The organism is Methylomagnum ishizawai (assembly GCF_900155475.1).
Classification (GTDB): Bacteria; Pseudomonadota; Gammaproteobacteria; order Methylococcales; family Methylococcaceae; genus Methylomagnum; species Methylomagnum ishizawai_A.
The window spans coordinates 3,230,246-3,244,986 of sequence record NZ_FXAM01000001.1 but is presented as its reverse complement, the minus strand read 5'-3'; the positions used below and the strand labels follow the sequence as shown (position 1 = coordinate 3,244,986).

Below are 14,741 nucleotides of genomic sequence, written 5' to 3'. Positions count from 1 at the left end.
CATGGCCCGGATCGACCCGATACCGCAACAACCCTGGGAACGCCAGCCGGGCGAGTCGGAAACGGCCTACGCGGCGTTCCGCCGGTACCGGGACATGCCGATGGGGGAAAGGAGCATCCGAAGGTCGGTGGGCGAAGACGCAAGTGCGGTAAAAGTACGGCGAGCCGAGCAATGGAGCGTGGATTTCCGCTGGGTGGAACGCGCCGCCGCCTACACCGACCACCTGGACCGGATCGCCCGCCAGGAAAGGGAACGGGCCATCCGGGACATGGAACGCCGCCATGCCCACAGCGCCCAGGCCATCCACGCCGTGGTGAACGCCAAGCTCGCGGCCTGGAACCGGACGCCGGAGGCCCGCGAAGCCGCCGCCGAGGCGTTGACCCCCTACCAGCTCGCGAGGCTGCTGGACACGGCCACGCGGGTGGAGCGCGCCGCCCTGGGGCATGTGCCCGACCCGCCCCCGAAGAAGCCCGACCGGAGCGCCCTGCTGGCCGAACTGGCCGAGGTCAAGGCGAAGGCGCGGGAAGGCGGGGATTGGAACCTGTATTTCCAAGCCCTCCGGGAAGAGCGGGCGATCACCGGCGAGGGGACGCCCATCGCGGTCAAGGCCGAGGGCGGCGATTGGAAGGCCGACCTGCAAGCCGCCGGCATGGACCCCGACGCCGTGTTCGAGGAGGCCGTGCGGCTCGCCATGGCGAAGCTGGAAGGGGGCCTGCCATGAGCGCCCCGGCCCGCGCCCGGAACCGGATGATGGAGGCCGCGGTGCGCGAGGCCCGGCGGCGGCTCCGGGATGGCGCGCGGGAACGGAACCTGCTGGCGCGGATATCGCCGCCGCAACGGCAATACCTGGAATCCCGGGCCGACATCGTGATCTTCGGCGGGGCCGCCGGGGGCGGAAAGACCTTCTCCCTGCTGGCCGACCCGGTGCGGCACCGCGACGTGAAGGGCTTCCGCGCCCTGGTGTTCCGCCGCACCTTCCCCGAGATCAACCTGCCGGGCGGCCTGTGGGAGGCGTCGGAATCCATGTACCGCGACCTGGGCGGCCTCCCGTCCTACGGCGCGAAGTCGTGGTCCTGGCCCAGCGGCGCGTCGATCAAGTTCACCCACATGCAGCGGGAGGCCGACAAGTTCAACTACCTGGGCGCGGAAATCACGATGATCGGGTTCGACCAGCTCGAACTGTTCACCGAGTCCATGTTCTTCTACATGCTCAACCGCAACCGCTCGCTCTGCGGCGTGAAGCCCTACCTGCGGGCGACCTGCAACCCCGACCCGGATTGCTGGGTGGCCGGGTTCATCGCGTGGTGGATCGACCCGGACACCGGGTTCCCGCTCTACGGACGCTCGGGGGTGGTGCGCTGGTTCTACCGGGCCGGGGACGCCGTCCGCTGGTACGGCAGCCGCGAGGAGGCCGAGGCCGCCCACCCGGACCTCGCCGCCGAAGGCCCGCCGTTCAGCGTGACCTTCATCCCGGCCAAGCTGGACGACAACCGGGTGTTGCTGGAGAAAGACCCGGCCTACCGTTCCAAGCTGATGGCGATGGACCGGGTCAGCCGCGGCCGGCTGCTGGACGGGAACTGGAAGGTGCGGGCCACGGCGGGCAGCTATTTCGACCGGGCCGAGGTGGAGAGGGTGGACGGCCTGCCCGGCGACATGGACGCCTGGACCTGGGTGCGGGCCTGGGACTTGGCCGCGACCGAGCCGAACCAAGAGAACCCCGACCCGTCATGGACGGCGGGCATCTTGATGGGCTACCGGGCCGGGGACCGCAAAGTCCTGATCGCCGGCCTGGAGCATGTGCGGAAGCGGGCGGGCCGGGTGAAAAGCCTGGTGCTGGATACCGCGTGGTCGGACGGGCATACCGTCCGCGTCACCGTGCCGAAAGACCCCGGACAGGCGGGCAAGGGGCAGGCCGAGGATTTCGTGGCCATGCTGGCCGGGGAAGGGTTCATGGTCGCGGCCCGTCCGCCCGGCAAGGCCAAGGAGGTCCGGGCGAGGCCGTTCGCCGCCCACTGGCAGCACGGCCACGTCCAGGTGCTGGCCGCCCCCTGGAACGACGAATTCTTCGCCGAGATGGAACGCTTCCCCTCGGGCGCCCACGACGACATCGTGGACGCCTGTTCCGACGCCTACGCCGAACTCGCCAGCGAAGGCCGCGGCTTTTTCGACCTCCTCGCCGAGGAATCCCACTGAGAGGACCCCATGGCAACCTTCCGACCCTCCTCCGGCGGCGTGCTGGTACCGGCCGCCGCCTTCCACGCCCTCTACCCCGAGCCGGTACAGCAGGCCGCGCTACAGGACGGACCCATGCCGCCAGGAACCAGCCGTCCCGTGGGCGACGGCCTGGAAAACATCCTGGCCGGGCTGGGGACCGGGCGGGACAAGGCCAGCCATACCGGATGGACCTTCCCGCGCCTCCTGGCCCGGCAAGACCTGGAGAACATGTACCGGGTGTCCTGGCTCGCCAAGCGCATCGTCAACGCCCCGGCGGACGACATGACGCGGGAGTGGCGGGCGCATTCGTTCGACGATGGCGCGGGCACCGAGAACCGGCGCATGGAACAGGCCGAAAAGCGCTTCGGTATCCGCCACAAGGTCAACGAGGCGCTGCGGTGGGCGCGGCTCTATGGCGGCTCGCTCATCATCGTCGGCACGGCGGACACCCAGGCCCGGCCCCGCGCCCTGGCCGAACCCCTGGAAACCGACCGCATCCCCAAGGGCGGGCTGCGCTACCTGATGGTGGTGGACCGCTGGCGTTGCCCGTCGTCCGGCAAGATCGAGACCGACCCGGCCTCCCCGCACTTCGGGATGCCGGAATCCTACCTGCTGGCCGACACCGGCTACGAAATCCACCACAGCCGCGTCGTCCGGTTCGACGGGGAGCGGCTGCCCTGGTCCTCGTGGCGGCAGAACGCCCTGTGGCACGACAGCGCGTTGCAGCACGTCCTGGACGCCCTCAAGGGCTGCGACACCACGGTCGCGGCCATCGCCACCATGATGTTCGAGGCCAACGTGGACATCCTCAAGCTGTCGAGCCTGGATGCGAAGCTGTCCCGCAAGGACGGGGAGGCGCTGCTGCACAAGCGGTTCCGCATGGCGGCCACCATGAAGAGCTTCAACCACCTGTTCATGCTGGACGAGACCGAAACCTACGAGAAGAAATCCAACTCGTTCGCCAACCTCGACAAGATCATGCAGGAGTTCTACGCCTACGTGGCCGGGGCCGCGGGCATCCCCCTCACCCGGCTGTTCGGGCGCTCGCCGGGCGGGCTGAACGCCACCGGGGACAGCGACCTCGAAAACTATTACGGGCGCATCGCGTCGGACCAGGAGGCCGAACTCCGGCCCCGGCTGGAAACGCTGGACGCCATCCTCTACCGGCACGAACTCGGGGCCATCCCGGACGACGCCGGGTTCGAGTTCAACAGCCTGTGGGAACTGACCGACAAGGAACGGGCCGAGGTGGAGGAAAAGCGGGCGAACCGGGACCGGGCCTATGTGGACATGGGGGCCGTCACCCCGGACCTCGTGGCCCGCGAACTCAAGGACCGGGGCACCTACCGGGCCATGACCGACGACGACTTGCTGGACGCGGAGGAAGAGCCGGACGAGGAAGGCGATACCGGCTCCGAAGGACAACAAACCGGCGACGCGGCCCTGGCGCTGCGCCCGACCCGCGCCATGGCGGAAGAAGCCAAGCGCGGCCTTGCGTGGCGCAGGAAGCACGGGCGGGGCGGCACGGCTATTGGCATCGCCCGCGCCCGCGACATCGCCCGGCGGCGGAACCTCTCGCCCGAGACCGTGCGCCGGATGCACGGCTTCTTCGCCCGGCACGAAGCCGACACCAGGGCCGAGGGCTTCCGGCCCAGCGAGGGCGGGTATCCCAGCATCCACCGTATCGACCATGCGCTGTGGGGCGGGGACGCGGGCAAGGCGTGGGCGGATCGGATGATGGCGCGGCTGGATAAGCGGGATGATTAGGGGGATATATCATGGCGCAGGATTCGAAGACCAGGGCGATACTGGCGCAGTTATCGGATACCCATGGGGGGACGCGGGTATATGTGCCGAAAAGGAAACCCATTTCCAACGCGCGGATCAAGGAGGCGCGGGCGGAAGGGAAAACCTGCGCCGAGATAGCCAGGGAACTCGGATGCCACAAATCCACGATCAGCCGCAGGACGCGATAACCCTGGCGCAATCCCGCCAAGCCCCGTACCGCCGGGGCATTTTCCATGCCCATCTTATCCATGGGTTGCGTTTCCGGTATACCAATGCAACAACATGGCGGGCACCATGCCCGCCATGGAAACCGTCCTGGCCTTCGATCTATTGCCCCTGACCCGCCGGGAAACCACCCCGGAGGGTTACCTCGTGGCCCCCGGCGTGCTGGCCCGGACGGGCATCCAAACCTACTACGCCTATGAGTTGGGCTTGGACGGCGGGGGCATGGACCCCCTGCGCCGGGTCCGGCTCCACCGCCCGCCGGAAGAGGTGTTCGACCCCGGAAGCCTCGCCACCTTCAAGAACCTGCCCGTCACCGTGGGCCACCCGCCGGACGGGGTGGACGCGGCGAATTGGCGGAAGACCGCCGTGGGCGATTGCCGGGGCGGCCTCCGCGAGGGCGATACCCAGGTGGGCACGGTCACGGTGCGCGACGCCCAGGCGGTCGAGGCCGTGCGGGACGGCACCACCGAGCTTTCCTGCGGCTACACCTTCGTCCCCGACATGACGCCCGGCACCGACCCGGTGTCCGGCGAACCCTACGACGGCATCCAGCGCCGCATCCGGGGCAACCACGTCGCCCTGGTGGACGCGGGCCGCTGCGGGTCCGCCTGCCGCATCGCCGATTCCCAACCCAACCCCGGAGACAACCCCATGCCGGACCCGATCCGCAAGACCGTGGTCGATGGCATCCCCATCGAACTCAACGACACCGCCGCCGCCGCGGTGGAAAAGCTGCTGAAGGAGCGCGACGCGGCCAAGACCGCCGCCGATTCCGCCCTGAAAGGCAAGGCCGACGCCGAACAAGCCCTGGCCGACGCCACCAAGGCGCACCAGGACGCGGTGGGCAAACTGGCGACGGACCATGCGGCCAAAGTTGCGGAACTCGAAAAGGACGTGCTGACCCCCGCACAGCGCGACGCGATGGTGCGCGGCTGGGCGGAAATGCTGGCCGACGCCAAGCGCCTCGCGCCGACCGTGGCGACCGATGGCAAGACCTGCGTGGACGTGCGCCGCGCCGTGGTCAAGGACGTGGGCGACCGCAACGCCACCGCGCAAGGCGTCATCGCCGCCATCCTGGCCGGGAAGGCCTTGGAGGCCGCCGACGCCGATACCGTCCGCGCCGCGTTCAACGCCGTCAAGGCGCTGCCCATCGCCCATGCCCATGACAACCGCCTCGATGGGTTCACCCAGGCCTTGGCGGGCGTGAAGGTCGGCGACGGCCCGCCCGTGGCCGACGCCCGGACGCTGTTCCACCAGAACATGGCCGATTACGCCACCGGACACTGAGGAGGCCCTCCCATGAGCAAACCCGATCTAAGTTCGCCCGGCGGGCTGCAACGCGCCATCGGCTACCCCGGCATGGTGGTGGCGGGCGAGGTCCACGCCATCCGCGATTTCGTCAACGACGCCGCCGTGCCCGTCGATTTCGGCGTGGCCGTGGCTTTCGGTTCCGCCGATGGCAACTGCAAAGCGCCGTCCGCCTTGACCGACAGGCTGCTGGGCATTTCTGTCCGGCATGTCACTATGCCCGCGACCTACGGCGGCGGGAACACCGTGCGCTATGCCCAATACAAGGCGGTCCCCGTCTTGCAGGAAGGTCCGATCCACGCCATCGCCGCCCAGGCCGTGAACCGGGGCGACCGCGCCGCCGCGCTGCTCAATGGCGCGGCCACGGCTTCCGTGAAGCCCGGCGGCAACACCGGCAATGGCACCCTCGCGATGGATGCCAGCACGCCCACCGTCGCCGGCTACCAAGTCGGCACCTATACCGTGCGCTGCACGGCGACCGCCAGCAACGGCGGCACCTTCACCGTCACCGGCCCGGACGGCGCGAGCAAAGGCACCGTGGCCGTGGGGTCCACCTTCAACAACGAGATCAAGTTCGTCGTGGCGGACGGCTCCACCGATTTCGCCCTGGGCGACGGCTTCGACGTGGTGGTGGCGGGCGGCTTGATCGGCTCCATCGAACCGGCGGCGATGCCGTCCAGTTCGGCGGCGAAGAGCGGGGGCAACACCGGCACCGGCACGCTGACGCTCGACAACACCACCCCGCTGCTGGCCGGCGCGAGGCCCGGCGTCTACACCGTGCGCTTCACCGCCGCCGCCGCCAACAACGGCACCTTCCGCGTTTTCGACCCGGACGGCAATGTCCTGGGCGATGTGGCGATGTCCGGCGGGGCCGGATCGTTCGCCAACCAGGTCAAGTTCGCCCTGGCCGATGGCGGCACCGATTTCGTCGTGGGCGACGGCTTCGACATCGCCGTGGGCGGCGACCGCATCGCGTTCCCCAACGCCTACTGGGAAACCACCACGGCCAAGGGCGCGCTCGGCATCGTCAAGGTCGTCCGCTAACCGCAGCAGGTACAGGCAATGCCAACCACCCCCCAGCAAAGACAAGCGGCCATCGCCGCCTACACCGAACAGCGCCGGATGGCCCTGGATGCCGCCCCCGGCGTCCTGCCCCAGGTGTTCAGCCAGCACACCCCGTCCCCCCTGATGCGGGTGGGCGATAGCGCGGAAGCCCTCAGCTTCGTGGTGGCGCAGTTGGCCCACACCGAGGCGACGGTCTTCGCCAAGCAGTACACCCCGATGCAGTACGAGGAATTGCTGCCCCTGAGCTACGAGGCGGGCGAGTACGCGACGGAAATCCGCTACGAGATCATGGACGCCGTGGGCGCCACCCGTTCCGGGTCCGGCAAGGGCGCGGTCAACCTGGTCGATGTGGCCTACGCCGACAAGACCTTCCCGGTGGTGGCCGACAACATCGGCTACGACTACACCCAGGAGGAATTGCGCCAGACCGCCTACCTGCGCCGCCCGATCAGTTCGGCCCGGATGGACGCGGCCATGGACATCTACCGCCGCAAGCTGAACGCGGTGGGCCTGTTCGGCGATACCCAGCGCAACCTGACCGGCCTGTTCAACAACCCCTACGTGCCGCAGGCGTCCGCGCCGACCGGCAATTGGGCCAGCGCCACGCCGGACCAAATCCTGGCGGACATCAACACCGCCTTGCTGGCCGTCTGGAACAACAGCGCGAACAACGACCATGCCGACACCCTGGCCCTCGCGCCATCGGCCTACAGCCAGTTGCTCCGCCCCCGCGCCACGAACTCCGACACGACCCTCCTCCGGTTCGTGCAGGAGAACAACCTCACCACCCAGCGCACCGGCAGGCCCCTCAAGATCGCCCCGGCCTATGGCCTGGACACCGCCGGGGTGGGCGGCACCAAGCGCTTGATGGCCTACGTCCGGTCGCCGTTGCGGCTCGTGATGCACATCCCGTTGCCCCTGCGCTTCCTGGCCCCGCAGTTCGTCGGGCTGTCGGTGCAGGTGCCGGGCGAGTTCAAGTACTCGGGCGTCGAAAACCGCTATATCAAATCCTCCTATTACATGGACGGGCTGTAACCATGGCGAAGGTACTCCTGCAAAACCCCACCGAGCGCGATATCCACTTGAACCTGACGGCGGATAACGGCGCGGTCGCGACCGTCACCATCCCGGCCTCCCGCATGGAAGGCGCCGCCGAGACCGCCCGGCGCGTGCCGGGACAGGCCGAGGCGGACGATTCGTTCATCGAACAGGCCATGAAGGGCAATCCGGCGAACAAGGCTTTCTTCGACGAAGGGCTGCTGCGGATCGTGAAGCCCGAAGGCCCGGCCCCCACGAAGAAGGCGGCTTGACCATGACCCCGGCGGAATTCCTGGCCCGCTTCCCGGAGTTCGACGGCTTGGACGGCATCGCCGGGCCGGGCATCCAGGCCGCCATCGACGAGGCCGGCCCGCATTTCGATGTGGAGCGCTGGGGCGACCTGTATCTCCAGGGGCTGGGGAATTTCGTGGCCCATACCCTGCTGATGCGGAAGAAGCGCCACGACGCGATGCGGAATACCAACGATACCGACCCGCCGCCGGATGCGGTTTCCTACAAGGCCGGGGATACCGAGATCAAATTCTCGGAAAAACTGATCCTGTACAAGGTCGAGAAAAGCCCCTATGTCTCCACAGAATACGGCCAGCAATACCTGTATCTGCGGGATATTGTCGGCGCGGGGGCCTTGGCGGTATGAGCTTCGTCTATCCCCGGACCCTGGCCATCCTGCGCCCGGTCCAACCGGCCCCGGCGGGTTTGGCACCTTATGGCGGACAAGCGGCGGATGGGGAAACCATGATCATCGGGGGCATTCCCGCCAGCATCCAACAGATACGGGCCGGGACCGGCAACCCGGCGAAGCTGCCGGGCGATGCCAAGGTGCCGGATTTCAAAATCCTGATTCCGAAGCGGGCGGTGGCGAAGGGCGTCATCAAGGCGCGGGACATCGTGGTGGACGAACTCGGGATGAGGTATCAGGTGATGGGGCCGTACTGGAATAGCCTGGGTTATAACCTGACCGCTTCCTTGTTGCAGGCGTGACATGGCGAAACAAGTCTTCTTCCTCAAAGATAGCCATTATGGGTTGTCGGATTACCGCAAGGGCGATGCGGTTTGGTTGTCGGATTCCGATGCGGAGGGCTTGATCGGCATGGGCGTGGCGGCATTGTGTCCTGGCACCGCCCATATCGCGACGGCGGGCACGGTCACCTCCACGCCCGCCGTGGTCGATGTGTCCGGTTCGCCCGGCCCGGTCACAGTCACGGTGATTCCCGGCGCGGGCAACACCAGCAAGGCCGAATACTCGACCACGCCGGACGCGGCCACCAACCCCGGTGCCGCGAATTGGCAGGCGTGGCCCCCCGGCACCATTTCGGCCATCGCCACCGATGTCTTCCTGGGGCGGCTGGCGGCGCTGCGCTTCACCCGCGTCACCGGGTCCGCCACCGACACCTACGAGGTGCTGGCATGAACGGGTGGGCTTCCAGGATGGCGGCGCTACCCGCCTTCGCGTGGGCCGCCCGGCCATCGGCCCAGTCCTACGCGGGCCGGATGATCCGCGTCACCGACTACGGCGTGGGCCACGGCTCCCTGTGGTTCTCCGATGGTTCGGCCTGGCGGTTGGTCGCACCTACGGAAATCTACAACGCCACGACCGATTTCGTCGGCACCTACGCCGGGGCCACGCTGGTGGCCCAGGCCATGTTCCCGGCGGGTCTGTTGCGGGTGGGCGATGTGCTGGCATTGGTCATCCGCACGCTGAAATCGGGGACCGCCGATGCGTTCGCCCGGAATATCCGGTTCGGCGGCACCGGGGATATAGGCGTCGATGGCAGCGTGTTCTCGCTGGGGTATGGGTCCACCAACACCCACACCGCCGAGAATCCGCGCCTCAAGATCGTTTCGGCCACGTCGATCCGGGTCACAACCATTGGCTCAACCGCTTCGTTCAGCGGCGGCACGTCCACCGTGGGCGCGACCGATACCACGATCCCGGACATCACCGCGAACAACAACTATCTCAGCATCACCTTCAACAAGAATTCCGGGTCGGCGGGGGAAACCCTGACCACCAAGGAACTGACGATCATCCACCATCCCGGACCCTGACCGCCATGCAGAACGTCAAGACACCCGCCGAACGTGACGCCCTCAAGCCGGTCCTGGCCGTCCATGTGGAGGCGGATGATTCCTGGGATTGCTACCTGCCAGGGGATGAATTGCCGCCCATGCCGCTCCCCGCGCCGGTAGCGGCCTGTTCGCCCTGGCAGTTGCGCCGTTATCTCAATCAGAGTGGCTTGAGGACCGCGGTGGACGCCTATGTGGCGGCGGCGGACCAGGACATCCAGGATGGGTGGGCGACCGCCGCGGTGTTTCTCAGCACCGATCCCTTCGTGGTGATGGCGTGCGCCGCGCTTGGCCTCGACCCGTATACCGCCATCCAGGTCGCTTCGGAGATCGTTGGGTAAAAGGTATGGCCGGCCTTTACGACGTATTGAACGCGATGGCCGCCCTGGCGGTCGCCGCCCTCTACCCGGCGGGCACCGGCCAGCCTTCGGTGACGGGGCGAACGGTGTCGGTCTACCCCGGCTGGCCGCTCCCGGACCGGCTCGATGCCGACCTCGCGGCGGGCGCGGCCCATGTCTCGGTCTACCCGCCGGGCGGCAGCCGCAACACCACGCGCTACCGGCCCGAGGCCGTCGAACTCGGATTGAACCCGCACACGCTGACCTTGCAGCCGGCGGCGATGGGCGGGCTACCCATCGGACAGGCGGTGATCGGCACCAGTTTGATCGTGGCCGGTACCGCGCTCAACAAGCTCCGGGTCGGGGGCACCGTGACCGTGCCGCAGACCGTGACCGCGATTGTCGAAAAGCGGGCCTATGCCTACGCCGTCCGGGCCGGGGACGGCCTGGAATCGGTCGCCGAAGGATTGGCCCAGGCCATCGCCGCGGGCGTTCCGGGCGGCCCCGGTATACCGGGCACCGTGGCGGTGGGCCGGGAAGTGGTTTTGCCGCCGGGCCACGGATACGACGCCTACCGGGTCGGCACCGGATCGCCCACCGTGACCGCGCTCAGGCAGCAGGAGGAGAGGGTGTCGCTCGTCGTGTGGGCCTCGACCCCGGCGCAGCGCGGCCGGATCGCCGACGCCCTGGACGTGGCCTTCGCCGATACGCCGTTCCTGGCCCTGGCCGACCAAACGGCGGCGCGGTGCCGGTTCGCCGGGCGGCACCTGGACGACGGCCAGCAACTCCGCCGCCTCTACCGGGAGGATTTGATGTTCACCGTGGACTATTCGACCACCCAACAGGATTTCGCCCACGAGATCGCCAGCGTGGGCATCGGCTCCAAAGCGCCGCCGGACATCGGGGCGGACGCGGATTTTTCCATCAGGATCGACGTGTAGAGGCCCGATATGCCCCTTGTCCAAGACAACCATTTCAACGCGGCGGGACTCGACGTCCCGGACGTGTTCGTCAACATCATCGCGCCGCCGGACCGGATCACGGGCGTCCCGACCAACGTCCTGGGCTTGGTCGGCGTGGCCTCCTGGGGGCCGGTCGGCGCGCCGATTTCCGCCGGGAGCGGTAGCGCCGACCGGCTCGTCGGCCCCATCGCCAATCGGAAACACGACCTCGCCACGGCGGTGAAGATCGCCGCCTTGCAGGGCGTGAACAATTTCAAACTGGTGCGCGTCACCGATGGCGGCGACACTAAAGCCGCCGTGGCCGTGCCGACCGATTGCATCGCCTACACGGCCAGATACAGCGGCACCGAGGGCAACCGGATCACCGTCGCCCATGCCGCCGGGCGCAAGCCGGGCACCACGCGGGTGACGGTCAACCGCGCCGGCTATACCCCCGAGGTGTTCGACAACATCGAGGGGAGCGGCAACGCGCTATGGGTGGCGATGGCCCAGGCCATCAACCAGGGCCAAAGCGGCATCCGCGGGCCGTCCGAATGGCTGACGGCGGCGGCGGGCGCGGGCACCGCCGATCCCGTTTCGACCGCCTACACCCTGGCCGGCGGCACCGATGGGCTGGCGGATGGCATGATCACCGCCGTGGAGGTCTCCGACTCGGGGAGCCGCTATACGGGGTTCCCGACCGTCACCCTATCAAACGCCGGTAGCGGCTCGGGCCTGGTGGCGGCCGTCCACATGAAGGCGGTGGCGGTTTCGTCGGTGGTATCGGCGGGGCATGGCTACGCGCCCGGCGATACCATCACGCTGCGGCAGGGGGGCGCGTCATCCGTGGCGGCGGTATTGACCGTGACCCACACCAAGGTGGTTTCCGCGGCCATCGTGGACGGCGGCACGGGCGGCACCGATGGCACGCAGACCGTCACCGGCACCACGGGCACCGGCACCCGGTTCCAGGCGAGCGTGACGGTTTCCGACGGCGCGATCACCGACATCGTATCGATCACCACGGCGGGCGATTACACCGCCAACCCCGCCAACATCGACAGCGAACACGTGACCGGGGCCGGACTATCCGGCGCGGCGCTGTCCGTGGCCCTGGGCGTCCTGACCGCCGCGATCACCACGGCGGGCGATTATCCGGCATTCCCGCCCGGTTCCCCCGCCACCCAGGCGTCGACGTCCGGCGATGGTTCGGGGGCGATGTTCTCGATATCCTGGGGCGTGGGGTCCATCGCCATCACGGCGGGGGGCAAGAACTATCCAAACACCGTGACCGCCTCCCTGTCCGGCGGCTCGCCCACCGTGGCCGCCACGCTGGGCGATGTGACCACACAAAACTGGGCGGATGTGGCCGCTTCGCGCTTGGTGGGCGTGGACGGTTCCAACCGCACCGGCATGTACGGGCTGCGCGGGGCCGGGGCGCTGACCTTCGCCCTGGTGGATTGCGACGACCCCGCCACGTGGTCCGAACAACTGGCCTTCGCCCTGGAAACCGGCTCCTACGCCCACGCGGCGCTGCCGGCGGGGCTGTATGCGGACGTGGCCGGGGCCGTCGCGGCCAAGGCGGCGGCGGGGGTCGTCGATTACGGGCTGCACGTCTGGCATGGGGACTGGTGCTATTTCAACGACGCCGCCAACGGGGTGCGGCGCTTGGTTTCCCCGGCGACCTATGCCGCCGGGCTGCGGGCGGCGCTCGGCCCCGAGCAATCGATCCTCAACAAACCATTGAACGGCGTGGTCGGCACCGAAAGCACGGCGGCGAACCGCGTCTATTCGGGGGCGGAACTCTCCGACCTGGTGGAGGCGGGGATCGATGTCGTGACCAACCCCATCCCGGTGGGCGACGCCTACGGCTCCCGGCTCGGCATCAACTGCGACGTGAACACGGCGCAGCGTTCGGACGCCTATACCGCCCTGACCCATTTCCTGGCCCACAGCTTCGAGAATTTCGGCGGGCGCTTCGTGGGCCGGGTACAGACGCCGCGGGAGGCGCAAGAGGTGGACGACGCCTTCGATTTCTTCCTGGGCGGCCTGGTGGACCTGGGCATGATCGGCGACGTGAACAACCCCGGCAAGCGCGGCAAGGCGTACAGCGTCGCCGTGGATACCAGCAAGGCCAGCCTGGGCTACCAGTCCGTGAACCTCAAGGTCGTGTACCTGGGCATCATCCGGTATTTCATCGTCAACCTGGAGGGCGGGTCCACCGTCGTCCTGAACGCAGCGTAAGGAGGGCACCCCATGACCGCGATGCAACGCACCACGGGCCGCGATTTCTCCCTGACCCTCCAATCGACCTACGGCACGTTCAGCCCATCGCCCGGCCTGACCGTGGAATACACCGAGGAACCGTTGGCCGATTCCACCCCGAAGGTCTATGTGGACGGCGCTCCCCGGACGCTGGTCACGCACAAGGGGCACCGGGTGACGTTCAAATTCGACCGCTCCGGTCCCGCTTCGGAGCAAATATGGAGCCGGGTGGAGGCCGATTATTTCGCGGGCGTGGCCCAGGCGGATTGGACCGCGACCATGCGCATCCGCAACCCGAACGGGTCGATCACCACCAAGAGCTACACCCTGGGGGGGCTGGAAAAGCTGTCGCAATCCCCGGCGGGCGGGGACGCCACGGTGGAGCAGACCCTGCAATTCTTCTTTGGCCTATTGGCGACGAGCTAACCCATGTCCGAACCGAAAATCACCCTCAAGCCGGAATCCGGCGAAACCACCGTCACCGACGCCCTGGGCCGCAGGCTGGCCCTCCGCAAGCCGGGCCGGGTCCGCAGCTTCAAATTCTTCGAGGCGCTGGGCGCGCAGGCGTCGGTGAATCCGATGTGCGTGCAGATGTTCCAGTTCGCCCTGTTCTTGACGGCCATCGACGGCAAGCCGGTGGAACCCTGCCATACCCTCATCGACATGGAAGCCCTGGCCGACGTGCTGGGGGACGAGGGTTGCGGGGCCATCGACCGGGCCGCGCAGGAAGCCTGGGGCCAATCCCAGGAGGAGGCGCTCACCGCCGCCATAAAAAAGTGGCGGGCGATGCTGGACTCCGGGAAGCCGCTTGGCTCATGAGGAACGGCGTGCCGTGGGATTGCGCGTTCGGCGATGACGATCCGGCCCAGGTCCGCGCCTTCCTCCGCCGCGAGGATGTGCGGGCCGGGCTGGCCATCCTCCTGTCCGAACTCGAAACCGGCCTGAGATACAACTGGAACACCCACAACTACGAGAAGCCGAAGTGACCCGGACCTTCAGCCCCGCCGGTTTCGCCGCCTTCCTCCGCGCCCGGCCCCAGGCCATCGCGGCGGCGCGGCGCAAGGCGCTGGACACCGGCTCCATGCTCATCCTGGAGACCGCGAAGGGGAAGATCGGCGAATACCAACCGGCGGCGGGGCCGTTCGCGGCCTGGGCACCCCTGGCGGAAACCACCCTGGAAGGTTGGGATTCCCCGTGGGGCGTCCACTTCCCCGGCAAGATCGAACTGGGCTACGCCCCGCCGGACAACCCCCTGCTCCGCACCGGGGAACTGCGGAATTCGATCAACCGGGCCATCTTCGGCAACGGGGCGGCGGCGGTGGGCTCGGATAGCCCCATCGCGGTTTGGCAGGAACTCGGCACGGAGCGCATCCCGGCCCGCTCGTTCCTGGGCGCGGCGGCGTTCGAGATGGAACACCATCTCCACGACATGGCCGGGAAGGCGCTGGTGGCGGCGCTGATGGGGAAATAG

At 68.2% G+C, this 14,741-nt stretch carries 19 protein-coding genes; all 19 read left to right on the top strand.

What is annotated here, in order from left to right; translation table 11 throughout:
* The first annotated feature begins 1 nt into the window (after position 1).
* The 19 genes from B9N93_RS25565 to B9N93_RS14315 all read left to right on the top strand — a co-directional run bounded on the left by B9N93_RS25565 (position 2) and on the right by B9N93_RS14315 (position 14,741).
* Complete coding sequence (locus B9N93_RS25565) at positions 2–721, top strand: hypothetical protein (protein WP_176225266.1); 720 nt, start codon at positions 2–4, stop codon at positions 719–721.
* Positions 718–2,193: a phage terminase large subunit gene (gene terL / locus B9N93_RS14395; protein ID WP_176225265.1), complete on the top strand. Its 1,476-nt coding sequence runs from the start codon at positions 718–720 to the stop codon at positions 2,191–2,193. The genes B9N93_RS25565 and terL overlap by 4 nt, the downstream gene beginning before the upstream one ends.
* A gap of 9 nt (positions 2,194–2,202) precedes the next feature.
* Positions 2,203–3,981, top strand: a complete 1,779-nt coding sequence (locus tag B9N93_RS14390) for a DUF1073 domain-containing protein (protein ID WP_085214794.1) — start codon at positions 2,203–2,205, stop codon at positions 3,979–3,981.
* An 11-nt stretch (positions 3,982–3,992) separates the two neighbouring features.
* Positions 3,993–4,190 carry a helix-turn-helix domain-containing protein gene (locus B9N93_RS26865; RefSeq protein WP_085214792.1) on the top strand — a complete coding sequence of 66 codons (198 nt, stop codon included), beginning with the start codon at positions 3,993–3,995 and terminating at the stop codon, positions 4,188–4,190.
* 94 nt (positions 4,191–4,284) lie between these two features.
* Positions 4,285–5,514, top strand: a complete 1,230-nt coding sequence (locus tag B9N93_RS14380; protein WP_085214790.1) for a DUF2213 domain-containing protein — start codon at positions 4,285–4,287, stop codon at positions 5,512–5,514.
* A gap of 12 nt (positions 5,515–5,526) precedes the next feature.
* A complete protein-coding gene (locus B9N93_RS14375; RefSeq protein ID WP_085214788.1) occupies positions 5,527–6,579 on the top strand; it encodes a structural cement protein Gp24 in 1,053 nt (350 codons plus the stop codon).
* An 18-nt stretch (positions 6,580–6,597) separates the two neighbouring features.
* Positions 6,598–7,635 carry a DUF2184 domain-containing protein gene (locus B9N93_RS14370; protein ID WP_085214786.1) on the top strand — a complete coding sequence of 346 codons (1,038 nt, stop codon included), beginning with the start codon at positions 6,598–6,600 and terminating at the stop codon, positions 7,633–7,635.
* Between the two features lie 2 nt (positions 7,636–7,637).
* A complete protein-coding gene (locus B9N93_RS14365; protein WP_085214784.1) occupies positions 7,638–7,910 on the top strand; it encodes a hypothetical protein in 273 nt (90 codons plus the stop codon).
* Between the two features lie 2 nt (positions 7,911–7,912).
* Positions 7,913–8,296, top strand: a complete 384-nt coding sequence (locus tag B9N93_RS14360) for a DUF4054 domain-containing protein (RefSeq protein ID WP_085214782.1) — start codon at positions 7,913–7,915, stop codon at positions 8,294–8,296.
* Positions 8,293–8,640: a hypothetical protein gene (locus B9N93_RS14355; RefSeq protein ID WP_085214780.1), complete on the top strand. Its 348-nt coding sequence runs from the start codon at positions 8,293–8,295 to the stop codon at positions 8,638–8,640. Before B9N93_RS14360 ends, B9N93_RS14355 begins: the two co-directional genes overlap by 4 nt.
* Position 8,641: 1 nt before the next feature.
* The gene (locus B9N93_RS14350; RefSeq protein ID WP_085214778.1) at positions 8,642–9,070 is read left to right on the top strand and encodes a hypothetical protein; all 429 of its coding nucleotides are present in this window, start codon (positions 8,642–8,644) and stop codon (positions 9,068–9,070) included.
* Positions 9,067–9,708, top strand: coding sequence for a hypothetical protein (locus B9N93_RS14345; protein WP_125468991.1), 642 nt, complete (start codon positions 9,067–9,069; stop codon positions 9,706–9,708). The genes B9N93_RS14350 and B9N93_RS14345 overlap by 4 nt, the downstream gene beginning before the upstream one ends.
* A 5-nt stretch (positions 9,709–9,713) precedes the next feature.
* Positions 9,714–10,067, top strand: coding sequence for a hypothetical protein (locus B9N93_RS14340; RefSeq protein ID WP_085214774.1), 354 nt, complete (start codon positions 9,714–9,716; stop codon positions 10,065–10,067).
* Positions 10,068–10,072: 5 nt separating this feature from the next.
* Positions 10,073–11,005, top strand: coding sequence for a hypothetical protein (locus tag B9N93_RS14335; protein WP_085214772.1), 933 nt, complete (start codon positions 10,073–10,075; stop codon positions 11,003–11,005).
* Positions 11,006–11,014: 9 nt separating this feature from the next.
* On the top strand, positions 11,015–13,249 hold the full coding sequence (locus B9N93_RS14330; protein ID WP_085214770.1) for a hypothetical protein: 2,235 nt from the start codon (positions 11,015–11,017) through the stop codon (positions 13,247–13,249).
* A 12-nt stretch (positions 13,250–13,261) separates the two neighbouring features.
* Positions 13,262–13,696 carry a hypothetical protein gene (locus B9N93_RS14325; protein WP_085214768.1) on the top strand — a complete coding sequence of 145 codons (435 nt, stop codon included), beginning with the start codon at positions 13,262–13,264 and terminating at the stop codon, positions 13,694–13,696.
* Between the two features lie 3 nt (positions 13,697–13,699).
* Positions 13,700–14,089 (top strand): hypothetical protein, encoded by a 390-nt coding sequence (locus B9N93_RS14320; RefSeq protein WP_085214767.1) that lies wholly within the window; start codon positions 13,700–13,702, stop codon positions 14,087–14,089.
* An 8-nt stretch (positions 14,090–14,097) separates the two neighbouring features.
* Complete coding sequence (locus tag B9N93_RS25560) at positions 14,098–14,256, top strand: hypothetical protein (RefSeq protein ID WP_176225264.1); 159 nt, start codon at positions 14,098–14,100, stop codon at positions 14,254–14,256.
* Entirely contained in the window at positions 14,253–14,741 is a 489-nt protein-coding gene (locus tag B9N93_RS14315; protein WP_085214765.1) for a phage virion morphogenesis protein, read from the top strand. The genes B9N93_RS25560 and B9N93_RS14315 overlap by 4 nt, the downstream gene beginning before the upstream one ends.

Bases quoted from the DNA above. Each gene is read 5' to 3' on its own strand.
- B9N93_RS25565 (WP_176225266.1), top strand. From the start codon at position 2: ATGGCCCGGATCGACCCGATACCGCAACAACCCTGGGAACGCCAGCCG.
- terL (WP_176225265.1), top strand. From the start codon at position 718: ATGAGCGCCCCGGCCCGCGCCCGGAACCGGATGATGGAGGCCGCGGTG.
- B9N93_RS14390 (WP_085214794.1), top strand. From the start codon at position 2,203: ATGGCAACCTTCCGACCCTCCTCCGGCGGCGTGCTGGTACCGGCCGCC.
- B9N93_RS26865 (WP_085214792.1), top strand. From the start codon at position 3,993: ATGGCGCAGGATTCGAAGACCAGGGCGATACTGGCGCAGTTATCGGAT.
- B9N93_RS14380 (WP_085214790.1), top strand. From the start codon at position 4,285: ATGGCGGGCACCATGCCCGCCATGGAAACCGTCCTGGCCTTCGATCTA.
- B9N93_RS14375 (WP_085214788.1), top strand. From the start codon at position 5,527: ATGAGCAAACCCGATCTAAGTTCGCCCGGCGGGCTGCAACGCGCCATC.
- B9N93_RS14370 (WP_085214786.1), top strand. From the start codon at position 6,598: ATGCCAACCACCCCCCAGCAAAGACAAGCGGCCATCGCCGCCTACACC.
- B9N93_RS14365 (WP_085214784.1), top strand. From the start codon at position 7,638: ATGGCGAAGGTACTCCTGCAAAACCCCACCGAGCGCGATATCCACTTG.
- B9N93_RS14360 (WP_085214782.1), top strand. From the start codon at position 7,913: ATGACCCCGGCGGAATTCCTGGCCCGCTTCCCGGAGTTCGACGGCTTG.
- B9N93_RS14355 (WP_085214780.1), top strand. From the start codon at position 8,293: ATGAGCTTCGTCTATCCCCGGACCCTGGCCATCCTGCGCCCGGTCCAA.
- B9N93_RS14350 (WP_085214778.1), top strand. From the start codon at position 8,642: ATGGCGAAACAAGTCTTCTTCCTCAAAGATAGCCATTATGGGTTGTCG.
- B9N93_RS14345 (WP_125468991.1), top strand. From the start codon at position 9,067: ATGAACGGGTGGGCTTCCAGGATGGCGGCGCTACCCGCCTTCGCGTGG.
- B9N93_RS14340 (WP_085214774.1), top strand. From the start codon at position 9,714: ATGCAGAACGTCAAGACACCCGCCGAACGTGACGCCCTCAAGCCGGTC.
- B9N93_RS14335 (WP_085214772.1), top strand. From the start codon at position 10,073: ATGGCCGGCCTTTACGACGTATTGAACGCGATGGCCGCCCTGGCGGTC.
- B9N93_RS14330 (WP_085214770.1), top strand. From the start codon at position 11,015: ATGCCCCTTGTCCAAGACAACCATTTCAACGCGGCGGGACTCGACGTC.
- B9N93_RS14325 (WP_085214768.1), top strand. From the start codon at position 13,262: ATGACCGCGATGCAACGCACCACGGGCCGCGATTTCTCCCTGACCCTC.
- B9N93_RS14320 (WP_085214767.1), top strand. From the start codon at position 13,700: ATGTCCGAACCGAAAATCACCCTCAAGCCGGAATCCGGCGAAACCACC.